Raw genomic sequence first — 20,328 nt, forward strand, 5'->3', positions numbered from 1 at the left:
TCTACCCAGTTCTTCCATCGGAGGTCAGTGGCTCGTGGTGAGAATCCGTCTCGGAACCCGTGGTCGTGGTGCAGCGGTCGCCGCCGCCGTGCTGTCGATGCTGCTGGTGGTCGCCGGTTGTGGCGCGGGTGGCAGTCGCGACGATGACGCGAGCCCCTCGGGCACCCCCTCGACGATCGTCTCGATCAGCCCCACGACCACCGAGATGCTCTTCGCCGTCGGCGCGGGTGAACAGGTGGTCGCCGTCGACGACCAGTCCGACTTCCCGGCCGAGGCACCGCGGACCACCTTGTCGGGTTACACCCCGAACCTCGAAGCGATCCTCGCCTACGACCCCGACCTCGTCGTCCTCACCGACGACAACAACGACATCATCGCCGGTCTCGACCGGGTGGGCGTCGAGGTGCTGCAGATCCCGGCCGCGAAGAACCTCGACGAGACCTATGCCCAGATCCAGCAGGTCGGCGGTGCCACCGGCCACGCTCGGGAGGCCGACGAACTCGTCACCTCGATGCGCGCCGAGATCGAGCAGATCGTCCGCACCGTTCCGCTGCGCGAGGTGCCGCTGACCTACTTCCACGAGCTCGACGACACGTATTACACGGTCACCGACGACACCTACCTCGGCCAGATCTACGGCCTGCTGGGTCTGCGATCGATCGCGACCGGCCAGAACGGTTATCCGCAGCTCTCGCCGGAGTACATCCTCGAGCGCGACCCCGAGGTGATCTTCCTCGCCGATTCCCAGTGTTGCGGGGTCACGCCGGAGAAGGTCGCCGCACGTGCCGGCTGGGGTGACCTGCGCGCCGTCAAGGACCGGCAGATCCATGTCCTCGACGAGGACGTCGCGAGCCGTTGGGGCCCACGCGTCGTCGACCTGGTCCGCAACGTCGCGCAGATCGTCTCCGGCGTCGACGGACAGCCCACGAACTGAGATGTCGAGCCGTCACGTCGGGGCCATCTGCGGGGCCGTCGCAGTTCTGCTGGGCGCATGCCTGCTCGCAGTCCTCGTCGGCCCGGCCGGACTGACCCCGAAGGGCGTACTGCTCGACCTCCTCGACCGAATCCCGTTCGTCGACGTCGAGTCCGGGCTCACCCCGCGCCAGCAGACGATTCTGTGGGAAGTACGGATGCCGCGTGTGGCGCTGGGAGCGCTGGTCGGTGCGATGCTCGCGGTCGCGGGTGCCGCCTACCAGGGCGTCTTCCGCAACCCGCTCGCCGATCCGTACCTCCTCGGTGTCTCCAGCGGTGCGGGACTCGGCGCGACGGTCGCGATCGTCGCGGGCGGCGCGGCGGGCACGCTCGGCCTGCCGCCCGCGGCGTTCCTCGGCGGCATCCTGGCCGTCGCCGCGACCTACGCGTTGGGTCGCACCGTCGGCGGTGGCCGCACCGAGGTCGTCATCATCCTCGCCGGTGTCGCGGTCGCCGCGTTCGCCAACGCCATCCAGACCTTCCTCATGCAGCAGCACGACGACACACTGCGCCAGGTCTACAACTGGATGCTCGGCCGCCTGGCCACCGACGGCTGGTCGGAGGTCGTCACCGTGCTGCCGTACGTGCTCGCCTGCGTGGCCGTCATCGTGCTGTTCGGGCGCACACTCGACGTCATGGCGGTCGGCGACATCGAGGCGTCGAGTCTGGGGATTCGACCCGAGCGCGTGCGGTTGCTGCTGGTCTGCGTCGCGACGCTCGGCACTGCGGCCGTGGTCTCGGTGAGCGGTCTGATCGGCTTTGTCGGCATCGTGATCCCGCACGCGGTGCGGCTCCTCGTCGGCCCGGGGCATCGGTTGCTGCTGCCGTTGTCGTTGCTGGTGGGCGCGGCCTTCCTGGTTCTCGCGGACGTCGTGGCGCGGACCGCGATGTCGCCGTCGGAGTTGCCGATCGGCGTGGTCACCGCGGCCATCGGTGCACCCTTCTTCCTCGTCGTCCTCCGACGCAGCGGACGGAGCGTCGCATGACCGCCTCGATCATCTGTCGCGGGGTCTGCGCGTCCCGTGGGGGAGTGGAGGTCCTCCACGACGTCGACCTCGAGATCGGGTCCGGCACCTGGGTTTCGCTCGTCGGGCCGAACGGTTCGGGAAAGACGACGCTCCTGCATGCCCTCGCCGGGCTGGTGGCCTCGACGGGGCAAGTCGATGTCGCGGGCGTCGACCCGGGGCGTGCGCGCCGTCGCGAGATCGCCCGCGCCGTGGCGCTGATGCCGCAGCGGCCGATCGTCCCGGAGGGCACGTCGGTACGCGAGCTCATCGGCCTCGGCCGCACCCCGCACATCACCCGGTTCGGCAGCGAGACCCGCTCGGACCGTGAGGTCGTCGACGATGTCATCGAGCGGCTCGACCTAGAGGAGTTCGCCAACCGTTCCGCGTCGGCTCTGTCGGGTGGTGAGCTGCAGCGGGTGGTGCTCGCCCGTGCGCTGGCCCAACAGCCGCGCGTGTTGCTCCTCGACGAGCCGACCAGCGCCCTCGACATCGGCCATCAGCAGCAGGTGCTCGATCTCGTCGACTCCATGCGTCGGGCCAGCGAACTGACCGTGATCGCTGCGATGCACGACCTGACGTCGGCGGCACAGTACGGACAACGTCTCGTACTGCTCGACCGGGGACGCATCGTCGCCGACGGGCCGCCCGCCGAAGTGCTCACCGCCGAACGACTTCGGGACGTCTACGCCGCGAAGGTCGAGGTGCTCGACCGCCGCGACGGACCGGCCGTGCTGCCGGTGCGTGACCCGGGGCCGGGCGAACGATGAAGGTCACGCTGCTCGGCACCGGAGCCGCCGACGGTTGGCCGAATGCGTTCTGCCGCTGCGGCTCCTGTGCGGAAGCGCGGCGCCAACAGAACTTTCGTGCCCAGACGGCGGCGCTCGTCGACGACGCGTTGATGCTCGACTTCGGGCCGGACGCGCCCGGTGCCGCTGTGCGCCATGGTGTTTCGCTCGCCGATGTGCGGCATGTCCTGATCACCCATGCGCACGCCGACCATCTTGCGCCACAGTCGTTGCTGTTCCGGTCGTGGGTCGACGGGGTCGACGACCTGGAGTTGATCGGTCCGGCCGATGCGCTCGATGCGTGTCGCCCGTGGGTGGGGCCCGACGTCGCGGTGCGGTTCACGCCGGTCGTCGCGGGTGAGTCGTTACGGGTCGGGGAGTACGACGTGCGTGTTCTTCCCGCGCAGCACAAGGTCTTCCGCGACGGTGATGCCGTGCTCTACGACGTCACCGGTCCCGACGGCACACGACTGTTGTGGGCGACGGACACCGGTGTGTGGCCGTCTGATTGGTTTGGTCGGCTCGAGGGAGCGGCGTTCGACGCGGTCTTCCTCGAGGAGACCTTCGGTGATCGCGGAGAGCTGTCCGCCGGCCATCTCGGGCTGGACGGTTTCGGGACGATGGTCGAGGGGATGCGCGGCGTCGGTGCGATCGTCGACGCCACCGAGATCGTCGCTGTTCACCTGGGACACCACAATCCGCCGATCGGTGAACTGCGCCGGCGGCTGCGGGCACTGCGCGCACGGCCGGGACGAGATGGGGAGGTGCTCGCCATGGGCGAGCCGGTCGGGCATCGGATCTTCATCACCGGCGGCGCGAGGTCGGGGAAATCGCGGTACGCCGAAGGCCTCCTGGCCGGAGTCGACGACGTCGTCTATGTCGCCGCGGGCGGTCCGCGAACCGGTGATCCCGACTGGGACCGTCGCGTCGAAGCCCACCGTGACCGTCGCCCCGCGTCGTGGACGACGGTCGAGGACACCGACGTGGCGGGCATTCTGCGTTCGGCGCGCCGGCCGGTCCTCGTCGAATGTCTCGGCACCTGGCTGACCGCCCGGATCGATCACCACAATGCCTGGGAGAACGTCGAACTCGACGCTGTTCGGGCCGAGGTCGACGACCTGCTCGACGCCTGGCGAACATGCACCGTGCCCGCCATCGCCGTGAGCAACGAGGTCGGCAGCGGCGTCGTCCCGGCGACCGCGTCGGGCCGGATGTTCCGGGACGAACTCGGCCGGCTCAACGCCGCGGTCGCCGAACTCGCCGACGAGGTCGTGCTCATGGTCGCCGGGCAGCCACTGGCCGTGCGGTAGCCCGGCACCTACTCGAGGTCATTGGATGACGAACGTCCTGGAATCCCGGGCGCCCATCCCGGACATGTTCTCGTAGGCGGTGATCGTGAAGGTGCCCGGCTTGTTGTAGAAGGGGTCGGTGAACGTGGCGCTGCCCTCGCAGACCGTTGCGTGGTACGTAGGAAGGCTCGTGCCCAGGAAGGTGATGTCGACCCGACAAGGGATGTCCCTACCCTGGCCGCCGAAGACGCGCGCCGACCACTTCACCCTGGGAGCGAACGGTCTGCTGTAACGATTCGGCCCGAGTGCGCTGCCGAGAGAATTCTCCACCGACATGCTGATACTCGGGAGCACCACGCCGAGGCCGGGCGCCGACAGGCTTCCGGAGTCGACGCCGTGCCACGACAATCCGGGGGCGGCGGAAGCGGGCGTCGTGATCATGGTGGCGGCGGCCGCCGCGATCAGTGCGGCTATTCCCAACGTGCGTCTCATTTTCGTACTCCTCCTCGAAGTGCATGGTGCGGCGAAACGCAAGTTGCGGCAGCAATGCCCTCGACCGACTGAAAATCACGGTACGTGGGACGGTGTCCGATTTGCGTCGTCTGGTCGAAGGTATTTCACGTCTGGTAAAGATCTCCGGATCTTCTAGTGGTCGGTGACAGCTCAGTTCAGCCAGTCGTTACCGGCGAGGCCCAGCTGTCGGACATCGAGGGTGGGCGTGACCCCCGACGCAGGAGCGAGGTCATGAGCCTCGAGGACCGACCGCAGTGTCTCGGCCGCGTCGATGTTGAGCGGGCTCGACACCCACATCGCGTAGGGCAGGTTCACGAAGCGGTTCTCGCGCACCGCCTTCAGGTTGCGGCTGGCGGGATTGGTGCGCAATGCGTCGATCTTCTGTTCAACGGAGTGACCGGGGTAGTCGACGAAGACGATCAGATCGGGGTCGGCGGTGGTGATGCGTTCCCAGCTGACCGCGGTCCAGGTGTCCTGGACGTCCTCGGTTGCGTTGCGTGCGCCCGCCGCGTCGATGATGCCCTGTGGGCCACCGAAGGAGCCCGACGAGAAGATCGTGTCGGAGACGCTGTCGAACACGAAGACCGTCGGCTTGGTCGCCGGTTGCGGTGCAGCACGGAGCTTCTCGAGGCGGCCGGATATGTCGTCGGCGACCGCCGCACCCTGCTCGGGATTGCCGGTGATGGTGCCGATGTTCCGCAGGTCGGTGTCGAGCGCGACCCAGGGGTCCATCGTGCCGCGCTGTGCCTGTCCGTCGACCTGACGGCAGGCCTCGGACAGCTGGTAGACGTCGATCCCGTGGGAGGCCAGGATCTCGGGAGTGATCCCGCGGGATTCACTCATGCCGTAGTTGTAGCCGGCGTAGAGCACCTCGGGTTTGGCGCCGACGATGTTCTCGAGCGTCGGCTGTTCGGTGGCGACCTCGTTCAGCGTGTCGACCTGCGGCCCGTATTCGAGCCGGAGGACGTCCTTGTCGCGGGCGAGTGAGCTGACCGCGACCATCTTGTCGCGTGCACCCGTCGCCAGCGCGATCGCGATCATCCCGCCGTCGTTCACGAACAGGCGATCGAGGGGCTGGTCGAAGGTGACCTCGGCGCCGCAGTTGGTGACGGTGACGCTGTCGGTAGCGGCGACGCCGGAGTCGGCGCCGCAACCCGCCGCGGTGCCTAGGACGAGAGCGAGCGCGGCGGATCGGTTGATGGTGTGTCTCATCAATTTTCCTTGGTGGTGTAGGCCTGCGGTGCAGGTGAGGTGGGGGAGTCGAGGAGGAGATGCGCGAGGCCGGTCGCGGGATGCGGCACGACGGTGCCGGACACGTCGAAGACCGACGCCAGCAGATCGGGGGTCAGCACCTCGACCGGCGGGCCGTGTGCGGTGATGCCGCCGTCGGAGACAACCGCGACGGCGTCGAAATGGCGGAGGACGAGGTCGAGGTCGTGCATGGCGGCGATGACCGTCGCCTCGAGGTCGTCGAGGATCTGCATCAGCCGCAGCCGCCAGGCCGCGTCGAGGTGGTTCGTCGGCTCGTCGAGCACGAGAATCGGGGTCTGCTGTGCGATCGCGCGTGCGAGGACGACCCGGTGCCGCTCGCCGCCGGACAGCTGCGTGCACGAGCGGTGCTCCCAGCCGCCCAGTCCCACCTGCGCCAGGGCCGACCGGATGATCTCGTCGTCGTCGGAATTGCGCGTCGCCCATGCAGATCGGTACGGCGTGCGTCCCAGCCCCACGGCTTCTGCGACCGTGAGTTCGGCCGACGGGTGTTCATCCTGGCCGACGACGGCGATCGACAGCGCACGACGCCGCGCCGGTAGTCGACCGAGATCGTCGTCGCCCAACCAGATGTGCCCGCCCGCCGGTTGTTCGAGACCGCACAGGGTCCGGAGCAACGTGGTCTTACCCGCACCGTTGGGGCCGACAATGGCGAGCCGGGTTCCGGCCGGGACGGCGAGATCCACTTCGCGCAGTATCGATCGGCCACCTCGGCGACAGCTGACGGCGTTCGCGCGCAACGACATGGATCGCTTCACGGCGCCCATCAGGAACCGCCGCCGAACACGTACTGGCGTCGTCCCATCAGGAACAGGAAGATCGGTGCGCCGATCAGTCCGGTGACGATGCCCAGCGGCATCTCGCGGGGGGACGCCGCCACTCGTGAGATGACGTCGACCCACACCAGGAACAACGCGCCGCCACAGACCGCGACGGGGATCATCGCCCGGTGCGTCGCACCGACGAGCAGGCGTGCAGCGTGGGGAACGATCAAGCCGACGAACCCGATCCCGCCCGCGACCGCGACCAAGACGCCGACCAGGACACCCTGGACCGCGAACAACGCGTTTCGCATGGCGCGCACCGGAACCCCGAGGGACGTCGCGGTGTCGGTCCCGGCTGCGTAGGCGTCGAGCCAGGAGTGGATCGCGAGCATGCCGAACACCGTGACCACGACGACGACCCCCGCGATCTGCACCTTGGCCCAGGTCGCGCCGGCGACGCTGCCCAGCATCCAGAACATCACGTTGTCGGCGGCATGCGGGTCGGCAGCGGTGAAGACCAGAAGGGAAGACATCGCCATGAACGCCGACGACAACACCACTCCGGAGAGGATCAGGCGCAGGGCGGTCAGTCCGCCCTGCGCCCGGGCTACGGCGTAGACCGTGACCGAGGCCGCGAGCGCGCCGATCAGCGCGCCGCCGGACAGCGCCCAGACACCCAGCGCAGCAAACGATCCGAGAGTGATGACCGCCGTCGCGCCGACCGCGGCGCCGGCCGACACGCCCAGCAGGTACGGCTCGGCGAGTGGGTTGCGGACCAGGGCCTGCATGACGGCGCCGGCGAGGGCCAGACCGGCGCCGACGATGGCCGCGAGAATCGAACGCGGCAAACGGAGATCCCAGATGATCACCGAGTGCGCGGCGTCGAGCTCATCGCCGTGTAGGCGGCCGGCGACGGTTCGCCAGACGTCGCCGATGGGGATGGTCTCGGCGCCGAAAGCGGTGGCGATCGCGATGCTCACCAGGGTGAGTGCGAGAAGGATCAGGGCAAGAGGCAACGACGGAAGTCGCCGTACCGACATGGCGGTGGCGAGCATCGTCGTGCCGTCGGGAGGACGGGACACGTGTGGAACTACCTTTGGTCTGGGCATCTGTGCGCGAGACGCCGGGTGGACTCGACGAGAACGGCAGGTATTCGGACTCGGGTTCGTCCGAACCCGACGCCTTCCCGGGTTGCCCCAGTGGCCTGATGTCGGGTCCGTCCCCCATACCGCTGCGCGCCAGTCCTGGATTCGCACCAGGTTCCCTGGCACCCGCGTTGTGCAGGTGCGACCGCTCTCATCGGTGTGAGGTTAGCAATTCGGGCACCGATGACCACCGTCCCGTGCGCGCATCGTCGCGCGAGGGGTGCCCGGAGGTCTTAGGCTGGGCGCTGACAGGCAACGGACAGGTGCGAATCGAACCGAGGCGGACGGTGATCCGATGGACGGACGACCCACGAAACTGGCCATCATCGGGGCGGGCGCGGTCGGTACCGCGATCGCCTATTCGGCGCTGATCCGCGGAGTCGCGCGCACCGTCGCGTTGCTGGACATCAAGGCTGCCAAGGTGACCGCCGAGGTGCTCGACCTCTCCCACGGACTGGAGTTCGTGCCGCGCGCCGACGTCATCGGCTCCGACGACGTGTCGGTGTGCGCCGACGCCGACGTCGTCGTCTTCACCGCCGGAGCGAAACAGAAGCCGGGGCAGTCCCGACTCGAATTGGCCGAGGCCACAATCGGTTTGACCCGCACCATCCTGCCGAGCGTGCTCGAGGTGGCACCGAACGCGATCTACCTGATGGTCACCAACCCGGTCGACATCGTCACCCGCGCGGCCCAGAAGATCACCGGCCTGCCCTCGAATCAGCTGTTCGGATCGGGAACCGTGCTCGACTCGTCGCGGCTACGGTTCCTTGTCGCGCAGCACTGCGGGGTCGCGGTGCAGAGTGTCCACTCGTATGTCGTCGGGGAGCACGGCGACAGTGAGATCCCGCTGTGGTCGTCGGCGACGATCGGCGGGGTGCCCCTGACGTCGTGGAAGCCGCTGCCGGGGCGGTCGGAGATGGATGCGGTTGCGCGCGAACGTATCCGGCATGAAGTCGTGCATGCCGCGTACGCCGTCATCGAGGGCAAGGGTGCCACGAACTACGCCATCGGACTCGCCGCCACCCGCATCGTCGAAGCCGTTCTGAACGACGAACATCGGGTGCTCCCGGTGTCGACAGTCGCCCCCGGATTCCCCGGGCTCGACGACGTGTGCCTATCCCTGCCGACCGTCGTCGACCGAGGTGGTGCGCAGACGCGCCTCGAGGTGCCGCTGTCGCCGGAGGAGGAAGCCGGCCTGCTCGCCTCGGCCGAGACGCTCCGCCGGATGCAGGCGCGGTTCGGGTTGTGAGGCACGATCGCCGCTTTCGTGGAAGATTCGCCGGTTTCGAGCCAGTGCCTCTTCCCGGAGGTGGCGATTCTGGTCGGGTCCTGTCCACCGAGCGGACCAATTTCTCTCCTCGGTGCGGGTGCCGACGCCCCGCCGGGGTAGTTTCACCTGGTCACATCGGTGTGGGAGAAGGTTCGACGATGAGTGGTTCGCGCAAGATGGTTCTCGGGTTTGTCGCTGCGGCGTCGATGGCTATCGCGCCGCTGATGGTGGCGGCACCTGCGACGGCTGCGACCGACTACGCCAACTGCAAGGCACTCAACGCCGACTACCCGCACGGTGTCGGCCAGCCCGGCGCCGTCGACTCGACCTCGGGCACCCCGGTCACCAACTTCACCGTCGACCAGGCCCTCTACGACGCCAACACCAAGAGCGACCGTGACGGCGACGGCATCGCCTGCGAGAAGCACTGACGGCGAGTCACACTGGGTGACGTGTTCACCCCGCGCGAGGACGAGAATCGTCGACTCCTACGTGCCCGCGACCTGATCGACCGGTCGTACGCCGAGCCGCTGGACACCGCGGCCCTCGCCCGCGTCGCCCACATGTCGCCGTCGCACTTCATCCGGCGATTCCGCGCCGTCTTCGGGGAGACGCCGCGTCACTACCTGCAACGACGCCGCGTCGAACGTGCCTGCGCGTTGCTGCGCATTACGACGACGCCGGTCACCGACATCGCGCGCGGCGTCGGGTACGAGAGCCTGGGCACCTTCGGGCGCACCTTCACCGCAATCATCGGCTGCAGCCCGACGGCCTACCGTCAGCGCGTTGCCCCGGTGCCCGTACCGGGATGCTTCGTGCGCCGCTGGACGAGGCCGATCGGGGTGGCCACCTTGAGCAGTTTCGGAGAAGCGCGGGCCACCGCCGCAGTCGTATCGTCGGGCTCATGATCACCGGCATCGGCATCCACTCCGTGTATGTCCTCGACCAGGACGCCGCGCTCGACTTCTACGTCGGCAAGCTCGGCTTCACCGTCGACACCGACGTCGACATGGGTTTCATGCGGTGGCTCACCGTCGCCCCGCCCGGACAACCCGACCGTCTCATCCTCCTCGAGAAGCCCGGACCTCCAGCGCTTTCCGAGGAGGCCGCGGCCAAGGTTCGCGACCTGGTGACCCAGGGCGCAATGCCGGTCACGATCTTCGCGACCGACGACTGTCGCGGAACGCATGCCGCTCTCGTCGCGAAGGGCGTCGAGTTCAGCCAGGACCCCGAGGAACAGCCGTACGGCATCGACTGTGCCTTCCGCGACCCGTTCGGCAACAACCTCCGGATGACGCAGCGCGCCGCACAGGAGCGGCCGGTCGACGCCGACGACATCGCCCGCTGGGCGCCCGAGAGCTGATTCGTCCGCGGGTTGAGTTGCTCCGACCTGCGTTTTCCGGCTGACCTGCGGTTCGATGGAACCGATCGGGCGCGCCGATAGTCTGAACTACATGCGCGACGACAAGCTGCTCACCCGGATCTCCGCCCTCCTGCGCCAGGCGGAGAACACCGACAACGAGCATGAGGCCGAGACATTCATGCAGGCTGCCCAGCGCTTGGCGACGGCGTCGTCGATCGATCTCGCCGTGGCGCGCGCACATGATCCGGCTGCGCGTAAGAAGGTCACCCCGATCTCGCGGCAGATCAAGATCGGCGAGCCGGGCAAGCGTGGCCTGCGCACCTACGTGCAGTTGTTCGTGGCGATCACCGTGGCCAACGATGTGACCGTCGACGTCGCGAGCAACTCGACCTTCGTCCTCGCCTACGGATACGAGGCCGACATCGACGCCTGCGAGGCGCTCTACACGTCGCTGATCATCCAGATGGTCGCCGCGAGCGACGCCTATCTCCGGTCGGGGGCGTACAAGGGCGAGACGTTCGCGCGGGTCGTCACGAAGGGCAGCGGCTGGCGGGCGCGGCGGGTGATCGAGGAGAAGCCGCTGTCGCCGATCACCGCGCGACTCAACTTCCAGTCCGCCTTCGCCGAACGCATCGGCAAGCGTCTCGCCGAGGCCCGCGACGCCGCTCGTGAAGAAGCGCTCGCCGCCGAACGGAAGTCGGGGGAACCGGAACGCTCGACGGCGCTCGCGCTGCGCAACAAGGAACTCGAGGTCACCGACTTCTACAAGACCGAGTCCACCGCGCGCGGCACATGGCGGGCGTCGAGCGCGTCGGCCGGCTACTCGGAGGCCGCCCGCAAGGCGGGGGACCGGGCGGGGCGTCGGGCCAAGATCGGCACCGACCGTGAATTCGGCGGTGCCCGAGGCGCTCTCGAGGCCTGACCAGCGGTCGGTCGCTGGACTCAGTCGGTCCGGTCGTACCAGGCGACCGACGGGGACGGGATGAACGGGGTCGGGGCCCCCGCCCACCGTCGAACCCGGGTGCCGACACGTCCGGGGTCGGTGGCCACACCGTGCACGACGATGGCCGTGACCACCAGGATCGCGGCGAACACGAACAGCCAGCTGATCGCGACGAACACGATGCCGAGCGTGCCGAAATAACGGATCGTTCCCGACGCCAGCGTGGGCAGTGCAATCCGGCTGCCTGCCAGCAGTGCGGTGATCAGCAGGCCCGTGACCACCCCGTTCAACGCGAGGAGTCGCAGCGGGACCTGGGTGGACACCAGCAGCCGGGGGATCGCGGTGAAGGTCGCCGACCAGATCGTGACGGTCACGAGAAAGACCAGCACGATCCCGAGGAGACCACTGCCGCCGAGGTAGATGCCGAACAGCGTCTCGGCGCGCAGCCCGGTCGACAACCCCTGCGCGGTGACCGCGGCCGGGATGAGGAACAGCACGATCAGCCAGCGCCAGAAGGCTCGCCACGGCAGTTTGGTGACGCCCCAGATCGCGACATACATTCGGCCCAGAGCACGTGACAGGGAGGTGGCGCCGGCGATGGTCATGAGTGCGCCGATGATCCCGAAGGTGGCGAACGACTGTGGGTTGTCGACCGAGTTGTGGTCGAGCTTGCTCACCGGGATGCCGAGCCCGCTCAGGGCGTCGTCGACGACGTCGCTGCCCGGGAGCGTGAGCAGCAGGATGACGATGGGCAGGATCGAGGTGAAGGCCTGCGCGGCGAGGGTCATCGCACGGTCGGTGATGTCACCGCGCGCGATGTCGGTGAGGATGCGCAGGCTCAGCGTGGCGCCGGGCAGTCGCAGCATGCGTTGGCCGAACGCGTGCAGGTCGGGACGGCGCATGAAGACTCCCATCGGCTACAGCGGACCCTCATCATCATTGGTGATGCCGTGAGTCCGCGTGACACCGGGCGTGCGCGGTACTACGACGCCGAGCGTCTCGTCTTCCGGCTCTTCGACACCGCGTCCTCCTCGCGCACCGTGCAGCTGGCCGGGACCGAGCTCACGCTGCCCGCCGAGGCCCGGTTCGCCTCGATCGACGCGGTGCGTGACTACGTGGGAAGGGTGCTGGAGCTGCCGAGCGTGCGGTCGAGGTTCCCGCGCGCAGCCGAGCCGGTGTCGGTGCGGGAGCGACGCGGCCAGAGTTCGGCGCACTACGCGCGGTCCACGACCGCCGCCGGCGACAGGTTGCTCAGCGCGGAGATCGCGATCCCGTCGTCGGCAGAGGGACGGTGGGCGCTTCGAGAACTTGTGGTCCTGCACGAACTCGCCCACCACCTCGACGACTCCAAGGGGCCGGGTCACGGACGCGGCTTCGTGCTCACCCTCATCGAACTCGTGGGTCTCGTCCTCGGACCCGAGGCCGCATTCGTCTTCCGCGTGGTGCTGGCCGATTCCGGGATCGGGTGAAACCTTCCTGGAACGCAGAACTCAGTGCCCGGTGATCTTCTTCGCCGAGTGCCCGATCGTGGCCTCGCCGCCGGTCATGATCCTCATGAACTCGCGTTGTTCGGCGGCGCCGCGGAGCGCCGCGCGTTCGCGCCCGCCCGGGCGTTGCGCCTGAATCGATCGGACGATGTTCACCGGGAACCGGATCACCAGATACCAGGGTGGGACGAAGGGCAGGCCCAGTGTGCGCATCGCGGCCGGGCCCAGGAATCCGCTGGTGACCGAGAGGTGTTGTGCGCGAGCGATCTTGCGACGCACCTTCGGGAACCTCGAGTAGTTCCACTGCAACGGATCGTCGGCCATGGGTACCGAGAGCTGCCTGGTCGTCTCGTCGGGCGTGGAGAGGACGTAGGAGGTCTGGAGCAGCACGCGGATCGCGTCGCGGAAGCTCGTGGGCAGGAACTCGTCCCGCACCCCGAGCAGCCATCCGGCGTACCGGGTGAGGTGCGCGACGGCGTCGTATTCGCTGGGGCGGTTGACGAGTCCCATCATGACGACGCCCAGGCTCGGGGAGACCAGTGCTCCGACGAGCGTGGCGGCCATGTCGGTCTGGTTGATGGGGAGTCCCCAGGCGTCGGCCTCCCAGTCGGGCAGAGCGGCGACGTGGCGTCGGACCATTGCGTGGATGAGGCGCACACGCAGCGTCGACTGGTAGCCGATGCCCTGTGGGCGCAAACCGTTTTCGGTGATGACGTCGGTGGCCCACTGGGTGGTCTCGGCGAACCGGGTGTTCGACCCCTTCTCGAGGGCGCCGGTGCGCAGCAACGTCTGGTTGAAACCGGCGAACTGGTAACCGCCGAGCAGGGCAACGTCGCGCGCCACGTACAGGCCGTCGGCGCCACCGCTGCGCACGACCCGCGCGCCCTTCTCGATCAGGTCGGGGTCGACCCAGTCGGGGACGGTCTCCACCTCTGTGAAGAACTCGCGGAGCGGGGCCGGGGCGTCGTCGATCGAGTCGATGCCGTCGACGAGGGCACGCTCGAACAACGGGCGCGCCCGGGACATCCCGGCGGTGTGCATCCACTCGACGAGGCGGTCCGCCGGTTCGTCACCGACCGTCAGCAGTTCGCCGAGGGACGAAAGAGTTCGCGGCCGGGTTTGCGCAGTCCCAGTAGGGGCGCGACGAGTCGCAGGCCGATCGGGATCGTGCACGGACCATCCGGGTGGCGCGACGGGATCTTCGGCGCGGAGGCCTGCGTCGGCGCTCCCGGGGTCGTCGTCCGCAGCGCTGCGGACGCGATCGGTGAGATGGTCATCGACGGGCACTCCTGGTCGCTGAGTTTGGACACATGCGTTACCAAAAACGCTAGGCCGACGGGCCCTCAGTGTCAATGAGACGAATGTAATCTATCGTCCCAAACTGCTGTTCATCGGGCCGGCGATCGGTCCATGGGTCAATGACACAGCCGTCCCGGGTGGATCACCCGGGACGGCTGTCGATACGACCGAAAGTGTCAGCTCAGTCGGTGCGCGGCGGCCTCGCGGTCGGCGGCACGCTGGAACTCCAGGTCGTCGGAAGCGCACGCCAGGCAGATCGGTGCGTGATCGGCGGACGGGTCACGGTCCATCTCGTAGGCGATGTAGCTGTCCTCGCAGCGATGGCAGCGAATCCGGGCCTCCCACATGTCGTCGACCTCGGTACGCGGGTCATGGGGACGCTCCATGGTGAACCATCCGTCGCGGTAGAAGGCGAGAGCCACTGCATAGATCGCGCCGGCCACGAGGAAGGCGACCGGTGGCGCCCACAGGGAACCGGTGCTGCCGCCGAAGAGGACGAGTGCGATACCGAGGACCGAGGACGTCGCCCACGCGAAGACACCGGCCGGGTTGACCGCCGGCACGCGGCCCGGTCGGAACTCGAGCGAATCGGCCGGCATCTTGCGGAGCCGCATCCAGCCAATGTGCGTCAGTGCGATGGCGACCCAGCCGACGATAAGCACGCCCTGGTACTGCAGCGATGTGGTGATCCAGGACAGCACGTTGGTGAGCATCATGAGGTACACGATCACGGCGACCACGCCCACCCAGAAGGTGCGGGGCATCGAGAACTTCACGGTGCGTGCGAAAAAGTTCTGGAAGTTGGTAGAGGCCAGGTAAAAGTTGCCGCTGTTGACGCGTGTCTGACTCACCAGGACCCAGAGCAGGCCCCAGATACCCATCATGCCCACGACGCCGAGGATGGCCGACTCCTCCGAGAGCGGACCGGCGATCGTGATGGTCTGCGCCAGGAACATGCCGACCGCCGCGTTGATGAGCAGTGTGACGATGTAGAACGGCGTACCGAAGGACACGCGGGCGTTGAACGTCGCGTCCTGTGGACGGCCGAAACGCGCGTAGTCCCAAGCCATCATCGTGACGACCCAGACACCCATGTAGATGACGAACGAGAACCACCAGCCCGGGACCCCGAGGTCGGCGGAGGCCTCCGGCTCATAGGTCAGCCAGTCGTTGCTGTAGCCGTACTCGGCGATGGCCCACACGACGGAGCCGACGAGGCCGAGGACATACAGGGGCAGCAGAACTCCGTTGAGTCGGTCGAGCCAGGTTGCGATGCCGCGCCAGGCGAGCGGTGCCTGGTACGCAACGACGACGAAGGCCCAGAACGCCATGGGGAGGCTGCCGAAGTACGCGTGGAGTGCAGACGCGACGATCGCACCCTCGGCCACCACGTAGTAGGCGATCGTGATTCCGAAAAGCGCTGCGGCGAATGCGGAACCGGCACGTCCGAAGACCACGCGCGAGAACAGTGAGACGCTCGTACCGGTCTGATTGGCAAACTTGGCCGCGACCGAGTTGATGGCGCCGTAGGCGAGTACCGAGAGTCCGATGCCGATGAGGGCGTCGGTCGCACCGACCGAGAGCGACACTGTCGCGCCGACCACGACGAAGAACATGGCGCTCATCAGTCCGAACCAGGCCATCGACACCGACGATCGCGATGTCCGCCACGACGGCGGCACGATGTGCATCGAATAGTCCTCGGCGGCCGCTCGTGCGAGCACCTGGGGGTCATCGGTGTAGCTCACCTCGAGTGCGGGCACACCGCCCGGCTTCGAAGAGGAGATCTCCAGAGTCATGTTGTCTTCCTTGTCAGGATCGATGGGGAGTGAGCACAACAGCGGCGGGTGAGTGGCACCGTTGCCACCACCCGCCGCTGGGTGTTGTTGTGTCGAAAGGGGTTTGTCGCGGAACTGTCGGTCGGTTCTAGACCGTGGCCGGCTCCGAGACGGTCAGGGTGCCGGGTACGAAGTCGATGGACGGATCATCGGTCCAGTGGACGACGGTGCGTCGCTGCAACATCTTCCGGAACTGTGCCGTGGTGTTCTCGAGGACTTCGCCGCTGCCCCAATCGAGGATCACGCCGAACTGTCGCACACAGTCCATCTCGTTGATCAGTCCCGAGCGGTACTCCTCGGAGACCTCCTGAGGTTCCCGTTCGATCCATGCATGACGGTTCGTGCGGATGAACTCGCGCGAAGCCAGGGTGGCCTCGAGATCCACCTCGTAGAGGAAGATCTCGGGGTCGATTGTCTTGATGACGACGCCGTAGTCCTTCTCGGCTCGCGCGATGGTGACGTAGCCGTCGATCACGTCTTCGAGCACTGCGTCGACATCGCGTTGCAGGGGGTCGCCGAGGCCGCCGCCGCCGGCCGACGGCCGGGTGAACTCGTCGCCAGACTTGATCGGCTCTGCGGCGAAGATCGAACCCAGGTACCGCTCGTTCTCGGTGCCCTTGTTGAGCCAGACGCCGTGGGGGATTGACGGGAGGCCGCCCCAGAGTCCCCAGGTCACCGATCGTTCCCGGTCGCAGCAGTAGGACATGACGGTGTTGTCACTCGCCCAGAGCTTTCCGCCCTTCTCGGCACCGAGTCCACCGCGGAACTTACCCGGCCCGCCGGAGTCGGGGACGAGGTCATGGCAGGAGGTCAGCACCGGAGCCAGGCGCTCCTGGCCCTCGAAAGACTGTGTGCCGTACTGGACTCCGAAGACGGCGGCGGAGGCGTTGTAACCGTCGGCGCCGTTCCGGGCGCCCCAGCCACCCATCATCCAGTCGTACCACATGAAATTTGGGTTGCCGTCGCCTCGTTGATCGCGGCCGCCCACCAAGAGGTACTCGAGATTGAAGGTGCACGCCATCGCGCGTTTGGGCTGGATGTCGGACCAGATCTCGAAGACCGAGCTCATGATCTTCTCGAACGGGCCCGAGCAGAAACCGGCACACGGCGACGGCCAGTCGGCGTTGACCACCGAGCCGAGCGGTCCCAGGTCGGCCGTCACCACCCGATAGAAGCCGGAGTTCAACGGGATGTCGGGGAACTGCATCTTGGTGCCTGCGACGATGCCGGCGAACGAACCCCCGAATCCGGCGTTCAACATCGAGGAAATCGATGCGTGCGACTCGCTGAGGTCGTAGTGAACAGTGTCCCCGGAGATCGTCATGCGGGTCTTGATCGGGATGAGTCCCTCGCCTCGTGCCGGGTCCTGATCAATGTAATCCTCTGTGTACCAAACACCGTCGGGCAGAGCGGCGATCTTGGCGCGGGTCAGATCCTCGACGTAGTCCTGGACCTCGGCCATGGCGGTCTTGATGGTCTCGACGCCGTACTTGTCGCACAACCGCTGGATCTCGCGCTCGGCGACACGGGTCGCCTCGGCCTGGGCCTGCATGTCGCCGATGATGTCGCGGGGATTGCGTGTGTTCTTCGCGATCAGGTAGGCGACGTCCTCGAGGAATTCGTCTTTGCTCCACAGACGGGTCGGGGGGATTCGCAGCCCCTCACCCATGTGGTCGAGCGCCTTGACGTTGAAGGAACCGGGGGTCGCGCCGCCCACATCTGCCCAGTGTCCGTTGGCTTGTGCATAGCCGAGCAGCTCGCCGTCGTAGTAGATGGGACGGATGATCCGGGTGTCGTTGAAGTGGCTGCCGCCTTCGTAGACGTCGTTGATGACGAAGACGTCGCCGGGGTGGATGTCCCCTTCGAACTGCCGGATGACGGCCTTGGCCGTGTAGTGGAGGGTTCCGACATGCGCGGCGATGTCGCCGGTTCCCTGCATGACGGTGTTGCCTTCCGTGTCACACAGAGCCGAGGAGAAGTCGCGCGAGTAGATAACGAACGAGTAGCAGGTGCGGAGGATCTGCTCGGCCATCTGATCTACGGTGTTGATGAAGGCGTTCTTCAACACTTCGAAGGTGACCGGGTCCAGAGTCGTTGCCATGTCTGGTTTTTCCTTGTCTGTCAGATGTGGGTGATCACGCGGTCGTGAGGAGGAGGTTGCCCCACTCGTCGACCCGGGCAGATGTCTGCGGTGGGACCACGGTGGTGGAATCGAGCTGGTCGACGATGCAGGGGCCGGCCAGTGCCGCTCCCGGCGGCAGGGCCGCGCGGTCGTATACGGGGGTCGCAAGCCGTGCGACCTCGTCGGGGAACAGCACCTGCCGGACCTCCAACGGCTCGGGCTCGAAGGTCGCCGGATCGATAAGCTCGGCGGGGCTGACGTCCATCCGGGGAGTCAGACCGACGGCGCGCAAGGAGATCCGGTAGATCTCGACGCCGGTGTCCTCGGCGGCGAAGTTGTGCTCCTTGAGGTGGGTCGCATGGAAGGTCGCGACGACTTCGTCGAGACTCGTCAGAGGCATGGACACGGGCACCGCGATGGCTCGCCACTGACCCTCGTACCGCATGTCGAGGTAGTACTCGAAGAGCATGTCCTCGGGGTCGACGTGCTCGGCGGCCAGGCGAGCGCGGCCCTCTTCCTGCAGCTCGGCGAAGGTGGCCGTCAGATGATTGAGATCGGCGCCGGCGGCGTCGGCGAGGTACATCCGGGTTATGTCGTGCTGGATGTCGACCAGCATGCAGCCCATGGCGGAGGTGACGCCCGGGTGCGGCGGGATGATGACCGTCGGGATACCCAGATCCTTGGCGAGGTACGCGGCATGCAGGGGACCGGCGCCGCCGAAACCGACCAGGGCAAAGTCGCGGGGGTCGTGTCCCTTGCGGATGGAGATCAGACGGATCGCGTCGGCCATGTTCGCGTTGGCGACCTTGATGATCGACTGGGCGGCGGTGTCGACGTCGAGTCCGAGCGGTTCGGCGACTTTCTCCAGCGCGAATCGGGCCTGCGCCTCGTCGAGCTCCTTCACTCCGCCGGCCAGCTTCTTGCCGACCGTGCCGAGGATCAGGTTCGCGTCGGTGTTGGTCGCGAGTTCACCGTTGCCGCCGTAGCAGGCCGGGCCCGGGTCGGAGCCCGCGGACTGCGGGCCGTTGCGCAGCGAACCGGCGTCGTCCAGCCATGCGATCGAGCCCCCGCCGGCGCCGATGGTGAGTACCTCGATGCTGGGGAAGCAGATGGGATGGCCGAAGGCCACGCTCCACATGTTGGTGGTCGCCAGTACCCCGTTGTCGGTCAGCGACACGTCGGTGGACGTGCCACCCATGTCGAAACCGATCGAGTTCTCGAAACCGCAGGTACGGGCGATGTGCCGGCTGGCGATCGCGCCGGCGGCGATACCGGAGGCGGCGAGACGCGCGCCGTACTTCTCGGCCATCGCCGGGGTCATGACGCCACCACCCGAATGGAGCAGCAGGACATCGTTCTCGTAGCCGGCCTCCGCGAGGCGGTCTTCGAGCGTCCGGGCGTAAGGGCCAATGATCGGGACGAGGGCCGCGTTCGCGACCGTCGTGGAGAATCGTTCGTACTCGAAGATTTCGGGCAGGACGTCACTCGACGTCGTGATCGACACGCCGGGAAGCTCTTCGGCGAGGATCTCGGCCATACGGTTTTCGTGGGCGGGGTTGGTGAACGAGTTGACGAAACACACAGCGACGGTTTCGATCCCGCGACGCCGCAGGATGCGGGCGACGTCACGCGCGCCTTCCTCGTCAAGCGGCTCGAGAACCGTGCCGTCGTAACCGATCCGCTCCTTGACGGTCAGCCGATGACGCCGCGACACCACCGGTGGTGCGACCTCCTCGTACGGATCCCAGGACTCCCGGTCGCCACGACGGATCTCGATGACGTCGCGGAATCCCTCGGTCGTGACCAGCGCGACCTTCGGGAACTTGCGGGTGATGAGGGCGTTCGTTGCGATTGTCGTTCCGTGCGAGAAGAACTCGACGTCCTCCCAGCTCACCCCGGCCTGTTCCATGCCCGCCAGGACACCTTCGATCGGATTGCTCTGCGTCGGGTACTTCGCGGTGACGATCGTTCCGTCCGATTGCTGGATGAAGACGTCGGTGAACGTGCCACCGATGTCGACGGCAGTCCGTACCTTGTCGGTGCGGCTGATGGCTTCGGTCATGAGAGATTCCTCGTGCGTCGGCGGTATGGGGACGCCTACAACGAAACTCGTGACCGAACCGCCGGACAATTGGCTCAACAGCCAGGGGAGCCGTGGAGTTCACTGGACAAACACACGCCTCGTCCGGCCCCGACCATGCGTCACCTGCGAAAACTCTCGACGAACGGTGGTAACGCACTTGTATCGGACATCGGTCGGAA

The 20,328-nt window shown here is 67.2% G+C and carries 18 protein-coding genes, 1 pseudogene and 1 riboswitch; of the genes and pseudogenes, 10 read left to right on the top strand and 9 right to left on the bottom strand.

What is annotated here, in order from left to right:
* Positions 1-34: 34 nt before the first annotated feature.
* From M1L58_RS05820 to M1L58_RS05835, 4 genes are read left to right on the top strand one after another with little or no spacing between them, the layout of a single operon-like run.
* A complete protein-coding gene (locus tag M1L58_RS05820; protein WP_006865219.1) occupies positions 35-934 on the top strand; it encodes an ABC transporter substrate-binding protein in 900 nt (299 codons plus the stop codon).
* Between the two features lies 1 nt (position 935).
* Positions 936-1,958 (top strand): FecCD family ABC transporter permease, encoded by a 1,023-nt coding sequence (locus tag M1L58_RS05825; protein WP_248658168.1) that lies wholly within the window; start codon positions 936-938, stop codon positions 1,956-1,958.
* Positions 1,955-2,746: an ABC transporter ATP-binding protein gene (locus tag M1L58_RS05830; protein ID WP_006865217.1), complete on the top strand. Its 792-nt coding sequence runs from the start codon at positions 1,955-1,957 to the stop codon at positions 2,744-2,746. The genes M1L58_RS05825 and M1L58_RS05830 overlap by 4 nt, the downstream gene beginning before the upstream one ends.
* Positions 2,743-4,074, top strand: a complete 1,332-nt coding sequence (locus tag M1L58_RS05835; RefSeq protein WP_248658169.1) for a bifunctional adenosylcobinamide kinase/adenosylcobinamide-phosphate guanylyltransferase — start codon at positions 2,743-2,745, stop codon at positions 4,072-4,074. Before M1L58_RS05830 ends, M1L58_RS05835 begins: the two co-directional genes overlap by 4 nt.
* 18 nt (positions 4,075-4,092) lie before the next feature.
* On the opposite strand, the gene M1L58_RS05840 is transcribed toward M1L58_RS05835, so the two are convergent.
* From M1L58_RS05840 to M1L58_RS05855, 4 genes are all read right to left on the bottom strand, one after another.
* The gene (locus M1L58_RS05840; protein WP_248658170.1) at positions 4,093-4,545 is read right to left on the bottom strand and encodes a hypothetical protein; all 453 of its coding nucleotides are present in this window, start codon (positions 4,543-4,545) and stop codon (positions 4,093-4,095) included.
* Positions 4,546-4,716: 171 nt separating this feature from the next.
* Positions 4,717-5,778, bottom strand: coding sequence for an ABC transporter substrate-binding protein (locus M1L58_RS05845; protein ID WP_248658171.1), 1,062 nt, complete (start codon positions 5,776-5,778; stop codon positions 4,717-4,719).
* On the bottom strand, positions 5,778-6,602 hold the full coding sequence (locus tag M1L58_RS05850) for an ABC transporter ATP-binding protein (RefSeq protein WP_248658172.1): 825 nt from the start codon (positions 6,600-6,602) through the stop codon (positions 5,778-5,780). The genes M1L58_RS05845 and M1L58_RS05850 overlap by 1 nt, the downstream gene beginning before the upstream one ends.
* Complete coding sequence (locus M1L58_RS05855) at positions 6,602-7,654, bottom strand: FecCD family ABC transporter permease (protein WP_248658199.1); 1,053 nt, start codon at positions 7,652-7,654, stop codon at positions 6,602-6,604. The genes M1L58_RS05850 and M1L58_RS05855 overlap by 1 nt, the downstream gene beginning before the upstream one ends.
* A 72-nt stretch (positions 7,655-7,726) precedes the next feature.
* Positions 7,727-7,909: riboswitch (cobalamin riboswitch) on the bottom strand.
* 130 nt (positions 7,910-8,039) lie between these two features.
* Between M1L58_RS05855 and M1L58_RS05860 the strand changes: the two genes are divergently transcribed.
* The 5 genes from M1L58_RS05860 (at position 8,040) to M1L58_RS05880 (ending at position 11,299) form a co-directional block, all read left to right on the top strand.
* On the top strand, positions 8,040-8,993 hold the full coding sequence (locus M1L58_RS05860) for an L-lactate dehydrogenase (RefSeq protein ID WP_248658173.1): 954 nt from the start codon (positions 8,040-8,042) through the stop codon (positions 8,991-8,993).
* Between the two features lie 179 nt (positions 8,994-9,172).
* Positions 9,173-9,445 (top strand): excalibur calcium-binding domain-containing protein, encoded by a 273-nt coding sequence (locus M1L58_RS05865; RefSeq protein ID WP_248658174.1) that lies wholly within the window; start codon positions 9,173-9,175, stop codon positions 9,443-9,445.
* A 21-nt stretch (positions 9,446-9,466) separates the two neighbouring features.
* Positions 9,467-9,922 (top strand): helix-turn-helix domain-containing protein, encoded by a 456-nt coding sequence (locus tag M1L58_RS05870; protein ID WP_248658175.1) that lies wholly within the window; start codon positions 9,467-9,469, stop codon positions 9,920-9,922.
* Positions 9,919-10,377, top strand: coding sequence for a VOC family protein (locus M1L58_RS05875; protein WP_006865208.1), 459 nt, complete (start codon positions 9,919-9,921; stop codon positions 10,375-10,377). Before M1L58_RS05870 ends, M1L58_RS05875 begins: the two co-directional genes overlap by 4 nt.
* Before the next feature lie 91 nt (positions 10,378-10,468).
* On the top strand, positions 10,469-11,299 hold the full coding sequence (locus M1L58_RS05880; RefSeq protein ID WP_248658176.1) for a DUF2786 domain-containing protein: 831 nt from the start codon (positions 10,469-10,471) through the stop codon (positions 11,297-11,299).
* 20 nt (positions 11,300-11,319) lie between these two features.
* Here the strand turns inward: M1L58_RS05880 and M1L58_RS05885 are convergent, their stop codons facing one another.
* Positions 11,320-12,222 carry a YhjD/YihY/BrkB family envelope integrity protein gene (locus tag M1L58_RS05885; RefSeq protein ID WP_248658177.1) on the bottom strand — a complete coding sequence of 301 codons (903 nt, stop codon included), beginning with the start codon at positions 12,220-12,222 and terminating at the stop codon, positions 11,320-11,322.
* Between the two features lie 48 nt (positions 12,223-12,270).
* On the opposite strand from M1L58_RS05885, the gene M1L58_RS05890 reads away from it, so the two are divergent.
* Positions 12,271-12,789 (top strand): TIGR04338 family metallohydrolase, encoded by a 519-nt coding sequence (locus M1L58_RS05890; protein WP_232715806.1) that lies wholly within the window; start codon positions 12,271-12,273, stop codon positions 12,787-12,789.
* Positions 12,790-12,810: 21 nt separating this feature from the next.
* Here the strand turns inward: M1L58_RS05890 and M1L58_RS05895 are convergent.
* From M1L58_RS05895 to M1L58_RS05910, 4 genes and pseudogenes are all read right to left on the bottom strand, one after another.
* Positions 12,811-14,084, bottom strand: a pseudogene (locus M1L58_RS05895) (oxygenase MpaB family protein).
* 198 nt (positions 14,085-14,282) lie between these two features.
* Positions 14,283-15,905 (bottom strand): purine-cytosine permease family protein, encoded by a 1,623-nt coding sequence (locus M1L58_RS05900; RefSeq protein ID WP_248658178.1) that lies wholly within the window; start codon positions 15,903-15,905, stop codon positions 14,283-14,285.
* A gap of 127 nt (positions 15,906-16,032) precedes the next feature.
* Positions 16,033-18,045, bottom strand: coding sequence for a hydantoinase B/oxoprolinase family protein (locus M1L58_RS05905; RefSeq protein ID WP_248658179.1), 2,013 nt, complete (start codon positions 18,043-18,045; stop codon positions 16,033-16,035).
* A gap of 34 nt (positions 18,046-18,079) precedes the next feature.
* On the bottom strand, positions 18,080-20,128 hold the full coding sequence (locus tag M1L58_RS05910) for a hydantoinase/oxoprolinase family protein (RefSeq protein WP_248658180.1): 2,049 nt from the start codon (positions 20,126-20,128) through the stop codon (positions 18,080-18,082).
* Positions 20,129-20,328 lie beyond the last annotated feature (200 nt).

Origin of the sequence: Gordonia sp. C13 (assembly GCF_023218005.1) — a bacterium.
GTDB lineage: Bacteria > Actinomycetota > Actinomycetes > Mycobacteriales > Mycobacteriaceae > Gordonia > Gordonia namibiensis.